This is a genomic window from Pandoraea sp. SD6-2 (genome assembly GCF_000389825.1).
Lineage (GTDB): Bacteria > Pseudomonadota > Gammaproteobacteria > Burkholderiales > Burkholderiaceae > Pandoraea > Pandoraea communis.
Genome location: NZ_KB944453.1, coordinates 1 through 5,743, shown reverse-complemented (window position 1 = coordinate 5,743; position 5,743 = coordinate 1). Strand labels below are relative to the sequence as shown.

General features: G+C 63.9%; 6 protein-coding genes. 3 read left to right on the top strand and 3 right to left on the bottom strand.

What is annotated here, in order from left to right:
- From C266_RS16340 to C266_RS16330, 3 genes are all read left to right on the top strand, one after another.
- Positions 1-1,557: amidohydrolase (locus C266_RS16340; RefSeq protein ID WP_010807192.1), on the top strand; the 1,557-nt coding region annotated here is incomplete at its 5' end.
- Positions 1,558-1,584: 27 nt separating this feature from the next.
- The gene (locus C266_RS16335) at positions 1,585-2,037 is read left to right on the top strand and encodes a DoxX family protein (RefSeq protein WP_010807191.1); all 453 of its coding nucleotides are present in this window, start codon (positions 1,585-1,587) and stop codon (positions 2,035-2,037) included.
- Complete coding sequence (locus tag C266_RS16330) at positions 2,034-2,315, top strand: DUF1427 family protein (RefSeq protein WP_010807190.1); 282 nt, start codon at positions 2,034-2,036, stop codon at positions 2,313-2,315. The genes C266_RS16335 and C266_RS16330 overlap by 4 nt, the downstream gene beginning before the upstream one ends.
- A gap of 62 nt (positions 2,316-2,377) precedes the next feature.
- On the opposite strand, the gene C266_RS16325 is transcribed toward C266_RS16330, so the two are convergent.
- The 3 genes from C266_RS16325 to C266_RS16315 all read right to left on the bottom strand — a co-directional run bounded on the left by C266_RS16325 (position 2,378) and on the right by C266_RS16315 (position 5,544).
- Positions 2,378-2,941, bottom strand: a complete 564-nt coding sequence (locus C266_RS16325; RefSeq protein WP_144265848.1) for a hypothetical protein — start codon at positions 2,939-2,941, stop codon at positions 2,378-2,380.
- A gap of 150 nt (positions 2,942-3,091) precedes the next feature.
- A complete protein-coding gene (locus tag C266_RS16320) occupies positions 3,092-4,267 on the bottom strand; it encodes an AAA family ATPase (RefSeq protein WP_010807188.1) in 1,176 nt (391 codons plus the stop codon).
- Positions 4,268-4,500: 233 nt separating this feature from the next.
- Positions 4,501-5,544: a helix-turn-helix domain-containing protein gene (locus C266_RS16315; RefSeq protein WP_010807187.1), complete on the bottom strand. Its 1,044-nt coding sequence runs from the start codon at positions 5,542-5,544 to the stop codon at positions 4,501-4,503.
- Positions 5,545-5,743 lie beyond the last annotated feature (199 nt).

The window sequence follows — 5,743 nt, the reverse complement described above, 5'->3', positions numbered from 1 at the left end:
CAGGTCGACCGCACGCCCGCGCCGCAATGGGTTCGCGTGGTGGGCGGCTTTACCGAACATCAATTCGCCGAGAAGCGTCTGCCGACCATCGACGAACTGAATGCCGTCGCCCCCGACACGCCGGTGTTCATCCTGCACCTGTACGACCGCGCGATACTCAACGGCGCCGCACTGCGCACCGTGGGCTACACGAAAGACACGCCCAACCCGCCGGGCGGCGAGATCGTGCGCGACGCGTCGGGCAATCCGACCGGGTTGCTGCTCGCCAAGCCGAACGCGACCATTCTCTACGCCACGCTGGCGAAAGGCCCGAAGCTGCCGCCCGAGTATCAGAAGAACTCGACGCGCCATTTCATGCGCGAGGTGAACCGCCTCGGTGTGACCGGCGTGATCGACGCGGGTGGCGGGTTCCAGAATTACCCCGAGGACTACAGCATCATCGAGGAACTGCACCGTGAAGGTCAGCTCACGGTGCGCCTGGCCTATAACTTGTTCACGCAGAAGCCCAAAGCCGAACTCGCAGACTTCAGCCAGTGGGTCAAGCAAGTCAGCCCCGGTCAGGGAGACGACGTCTATCGTCATAACGGCGCAGGCGAAATGCTCGTATACACAGCGGCCGACTTCGAAGACTTCCGTGTCGAGCGCCCCGAGATGCCGCCGTCCATGGAGACCGATCTCGAACCGGTCGTGCGGCTGCTCGCGGAGAACCGCTGGCCGTGGCGTCTGCACGCCACTTACGACGAGACCATTTCGCGCGCCCTCGACGTCTACGAAAAGGTTGCCAAGGACGTGCCGTTCGACGGCCTGCATTGGTTCTTCGATCACGCCGAGACCATCTCCGATCGCAACATCGACCGCATTGCGGCGCTTGGCGGCGGCATCGCCGTGCAGCACCGCATGGCCTACCAGGGCGAGTATTTTGTCGAGCGTTACGGTGCCAAGGCCGCCGAAGCCACGCCGCCGATCAAGAAGATGCTCGAGAAAGGCGTCAAGGTCGGCGCCGGCACCGACGCCACGCGCGTGGCCTCGTACAACCCGTGGGTATCGTTGTACTGGCTGACCACGGGCAAGACCGTGGGCGGGCTTCGCATGTCCGCGCCCGGCAATCTGCTCGACCGCAACGACGCCCTGCGTCTTTGGACGGAGGCCAACACCTGGTTCTCGTCGGAAGTCGGCAAGAAGGGGCAGATCAAAGTCGGACAACTCGCCGATCTGGCGGTGCTCTCCGCCGACTATTTCAGCGTGCCGGAAGACGAGATTCAGGACATTACGTCGGTGCTCACGCTGCTGGGCGGCAAGGTCGTCTATGGCGATGGTGACTTCGGCGGCTACGCCCCCGAGATACCGCCCGCCATGCCTGACTGGTCGCCTGCCCGTCATGGTGTGGGCTACAAGTCTCGTCAGCCGCAGGTGCTGAACGTGAATGCGAGTTGCGCGTGCGCCACGTCGTGCGGCGTGCACGGCCATGCGCACACGAGGGCGTGGATGTCCAGCGTGCCGGCGTCCGACGAAAGCGGGTTCTGGGGTGCGCTCGGCTGTTCCTGCTGGGCGTTCTGATCACGGTCGCATCAGTCGAGGTCCGTCATGGCCACTGTCTTGCCGTCCCCCGACCCCTCGCCGCCCTTAGGGCGTGAGGGGATTTCGCTGCCGGGTTGGGCCTATTGGCTCGCCCTCCTGCTGCTGTGCAGTGCCTATTTGCAGGGCGGCATCGACAAGGCTCTGGATTTTCCAGCCGCCATTGCCGAGATGCATCACTTCGGGCTGGCGCCCGCCGCGCCGTTTGCGGCGGCGGTCATTGCGCTTGAAATCGGTGCGTCGCTGCTCATCCTCACCGGCCGGTGGCGCTGGCTGGGTGCGCTGGCACTGGCGGCATTCACCTTGGCGGCATCGTTCATGGCCAACCGATTCTGGGCCGCGCCGCCAGGCGAGCGCGTCATGCTCGCCAATGCCTTTTTTGAGCACCTCGGGCTCGTTGGCGGCTTTATTGCGGTCGTCTGGTACGACCTCAGAACGCGCGCGTCGCGGAGAACTTCATGAAGCTATATCTCGTCTCGCTCGGTGTCGGCGTGCTCGTCGGCATCATCTATGGCGGCCTCGGAGTGCGCTCACCCGCGCCCCCTGCGATCGCGCTCCTCGGGCTGCTCGGCATGCTGATCGGCGAGCAGGTCGTGCCGCCCGTCAAGCGTCTGTTGGCGGGCGAGCCGGTCAATCTCGTCTGGTTCCATCGCGAGTGCGTGCCAAAGATCACCGGCCTGCCCGGGCCGGTGGCGCAAGCGGATAAGGCGGAAAGCAAGACGGAGTCGCCGAAAGCCTGAGCGGCTGCCGAGCGCGATCCCGGCCTTCGCCCTTGCCGGGCGCGGCCGGCGTCTTCGCGTGGCTACGCTCCGATGCCATATTGGCGAATCAGACCGCGCACACGGTTCTTGTCCGCGTCCGGAATCCGATCCAGCCCAATGTATTCCCAGAACTCTTCGGCGGCCGCCATCCCCTCCTCGCCATCGGCGAGCAGGCACGCTAGCGCATCCGCCCGATAGCGTGCGGGTAACACATCGAGAGACAGGATCAATGCGTCCATGACACGCTGCTTCCGGCTGCCTTTGAAGAAGTGTTCCGTGATGTCGTTGACGAACTGCGACCACGCATTGGATTGACTGCCGGCCTTGGCGGCAGCCCCCCACCTGCCCAGCAACGCCACGTTCTGCCTCAGAGGCTCCCGGAAAAACGCGAAGTCTGCTGCTGGCCCCTGGTCCGCTACGTTACGCAGATTTCTGGCTGACGCGAGTGGCAGATGATCTGGCAGGCCGGGCTCGCGGATTCGCACCGCTGTGGCGGCGAATGGCGACAGCAGCTTGCCTGCTGCCTTGAGTTCAACTGTCTGAATATCCGCATTGAAACGCGCATGTCGATGGCACGGGTGCGAATTCGCGACAGGATGGGTCATCGGGGCAGTGCCAATCGTTGCGATGCCTATGGGGTTCATCGTCGGGCTCCATCGGTAGTGGAGATGGCATCGTGCCAGTGCCTCGACGTTGTGTTTTGCCATACCGGCGGCAGGCTTGCACTTTCGGCGAACCCCAGCGGGTGCCCGGCGTTACCTGCCGTTGTCTGCCCAACGCCAGGCGGGCCGTTCGAGCGCACGCTGGCCCAGAATTGTCGTAGCGGAAAACGCCTTCTCGAGCGTAATGGCGTTGCACTCCGGATCGTCCTCGAGCGCCGCCGCAAGCCGATGCGAATGCGAGACGATCCATAGCTGCGAATGTTTCGCTGCGCGTCGGATCAGACGCCCCAACGCGGGCATCAGGTCGGGATGCAGGCTCGACTCCGGTTCGTTGAGTACCATCAACTCCGGCGGACGTGCCGTGAGGAGTGCAGCGATGAGCAGCAGATAGCGCAGCGTCCCATCGGACAACTCCGCCGCGCTCAGGGGGCGCAACAAGCCGTGCTGATGAAATGCCAGCGAAAACAGCCCCCCCGGCTGCGCATCGATCTCGACGTGCGCGCCAGGAAAGGCGTCGGAGACGGCTTCGTCGAGGGCGGCCTGGTCGCCGATCTCGCGGATCGTTTGCCACGCAGCCGCAAGATCGCGGCCGTCCTGATGCAGCACACTCGTACGCGTACCGATCTGCGGCGCGCGCGCGGGGGCATCGATGTCCGTTCGGAAGTGATCGTAGAAGCGCCAGTCGCGCATGCGCTCACGCACGGTGAACACTTCCGGGCACGCGGCGTCGTTGGCGATATGAGAGAAAAGGCTTTCATAGCGCGGCAGACTGCTCGTGAGAATGTCCCAACCCTTGCCCGCCTTGCGACGCACCACGCCGCCGTCACGGTCGACGAGCGTGTTGGCCGGCCGCAGAAAGTCTCCCGCCCACAGGCTTTCCCGCTTGAACTCCGGGTCCAGCGCAAAGGCAGAAGCGGGGCCCGAACCGCCGACATATCCCATGCAGACGGCATAGCCGAAGCTGTCGCTGCTGAACCCGAGTCGCAGCCGCGACCGCTTGCGACGCGGGCCGCCTTCCACCGGCACCTCCCCGCGCTGCATGCGCTCGCTGATCTCTTCCGGACCTGCCCACATCACCGAATTCAGTCCGCCTTCGCGCGCGAGCGGCGCGACGATTCCGTCCCTGGCAGTGCTCGCCAGTAGCCGCAACGCGCGGTAAAGGTTCGATTTCCCGCTACCGTTGGCGCCATTAATAACGTTCAGTCGCGTCAACGGCATGACGAGCGACTGGATGGAACGGTAGTTGTCGATGGCGAGAGCGCTCAGCATGGCGGGATTCAGGAGTGACGTTCGGAAGTTCGCACCATACCCGGTCGGGCGGCGTTGGGCACGCGCCGTCCCAGCCTCTCACTGCCACGCACATGCGGAGGTATTCGGATAACGCGACCTGGGCCGATGTCGTTGGCGGCCTGCGGGGATGCGACGACTTCAACGACAACATTCACATGTCGGACTTAGCTATCGCTTTTGAATGATGTGCCCGTCAGACCTCGTTCAAGCACTTACGGCCAGTGAGGCCTTTGGACGGCAGGGCGCGTGCAAAAGGCTGCGAAATGCGTCGACAGTTGACCATCGCCGTCCACCGGCGATGCGGCGAAACGCCCCTGCTCGCGCGCGTCGTCCGGTGTCACGCCAAAACTCGCGGCGAATGCCTTGCGAAATTTCCCAACGTCCGAAAAACCGAATTCGGTGGCGATTTTCGCCGTCGTCCAGGTGCCTCTGCTCGGGTCGATGAGCGCTCGATAGCTGGCGTTAAGACGCCGGCTGCGGATGACGTTGACGATGCCGCCGTCCTCGGCAAACGCGCGATACAGGTGGGCGCGCGAGATGCGAAAGTGCTGCGTGAGAAGCTCCGGCCCGAGTTCCGGGTGCGAGAGGTGTTTTTCAATGTAGGCGAGCAGGCGTTCGCGCAATGCCCGGCCGAGCACCGATTTCGGCTCGGCTTGTGCTAGCGGTGCGTTGGCAAGACCCGTTGTGAGCAGGGTGATCAGGGCATCCATCACGGCGATGCCTTCGCTGGCCGACAAATCCGCCGACACCGTATGCAATCCTTTCAGGTACTCCACGAGCAGTCGCGTAATCGGCTGCCCGGCCTGGAGCACGACCCCATGCAAATCACGGCCGCCCAGCAGTTTCTCGATGCCCGCGCGTGGCACCGTCGTCGCCAGCCGCATACCGGCATCGACCTCGCATTCATAGGTACGCGCAAGATCGATGATGCAAATGCCCCCCGGTGCGGCCACGACATCCCGTCCTGCAAAGTTGCCGTGAATCGAGCCCGCCACCAGCACATGAACGAGGTAGTGATCGAGCCCGCCCTGCGCAATGGTTCGTTTGTCGCGCACGTAACGCTGGGCGTTGAATTTTGTCGAGCCCAACGTCAATCCGGCCATATGGCGAATCAACATGGTCCCTTCGAGAGGTGGGGCATCCGCCTGCGAGGCGCGCAGTGTCTCGCAGAACGGCCGTGTGACCTCGCGCCAGTAGTCGTCACGGCGCGATGGCTCGATCAGGTCGGTCGAAATACGGATGTCCGTGTATGCCATGAGGGCTCCCCTTCTTCACGCCCGGAATTACCGGGCTAGTCAACGCGAACCCGATCTCGCTCCGCTATCTGGATACCGCAAGTTCGCGGTCGCCTAGTTTACTCGAAACAGGCGTTTTATTGACCGCACGGGATCACCGGACGGTCAGGGACAGCGGCGAGCGCTTTCTCGAACTTTGTGCGTTGGGGGGGGGGGGGGG

What these genes read in the sequence shown, in the direction of transcription:
- C266_RS16325 (WP_144265848.1), bottom strand. Translation starts at nt 2,941, where the DNA reads ATGACCCATCCTGTCGCGAATTCGCACCCGTGCCATCGACATGCGCGT.
- C266_RS16315 (WP_010807187.1), bottom strand. Translation starts at nt 5,544, where the DNA reads ATGGCATACACGGACATCCGTATTTCGACCGACCTGATCGAGCCATCG.
- C266_RS16320 (WP_010807188.1), bottom strand. Translation starts at nt 4,267, where the DNA reads ATGCTGAGCGCTCTCGCCATCGACAACTACCGTTCCATCCAGTCGCTC.
- C266_RS16335 (WP_010807191.1), top strand. Translation starts at nt 1,585, where the DNA reads ATGGCCACTGTCTTGCCGTCCCCCGACCCCTCGCCGCCCTTAGGGCGT.
- C266_RS16330 (WP_010807190.1), top strand. Translation starts at nt 2,034, where the DNA reads ATGAAGCTATATCTCGTCTCGCTCGGTGTCGGCGTGCTCGTCGGCATC.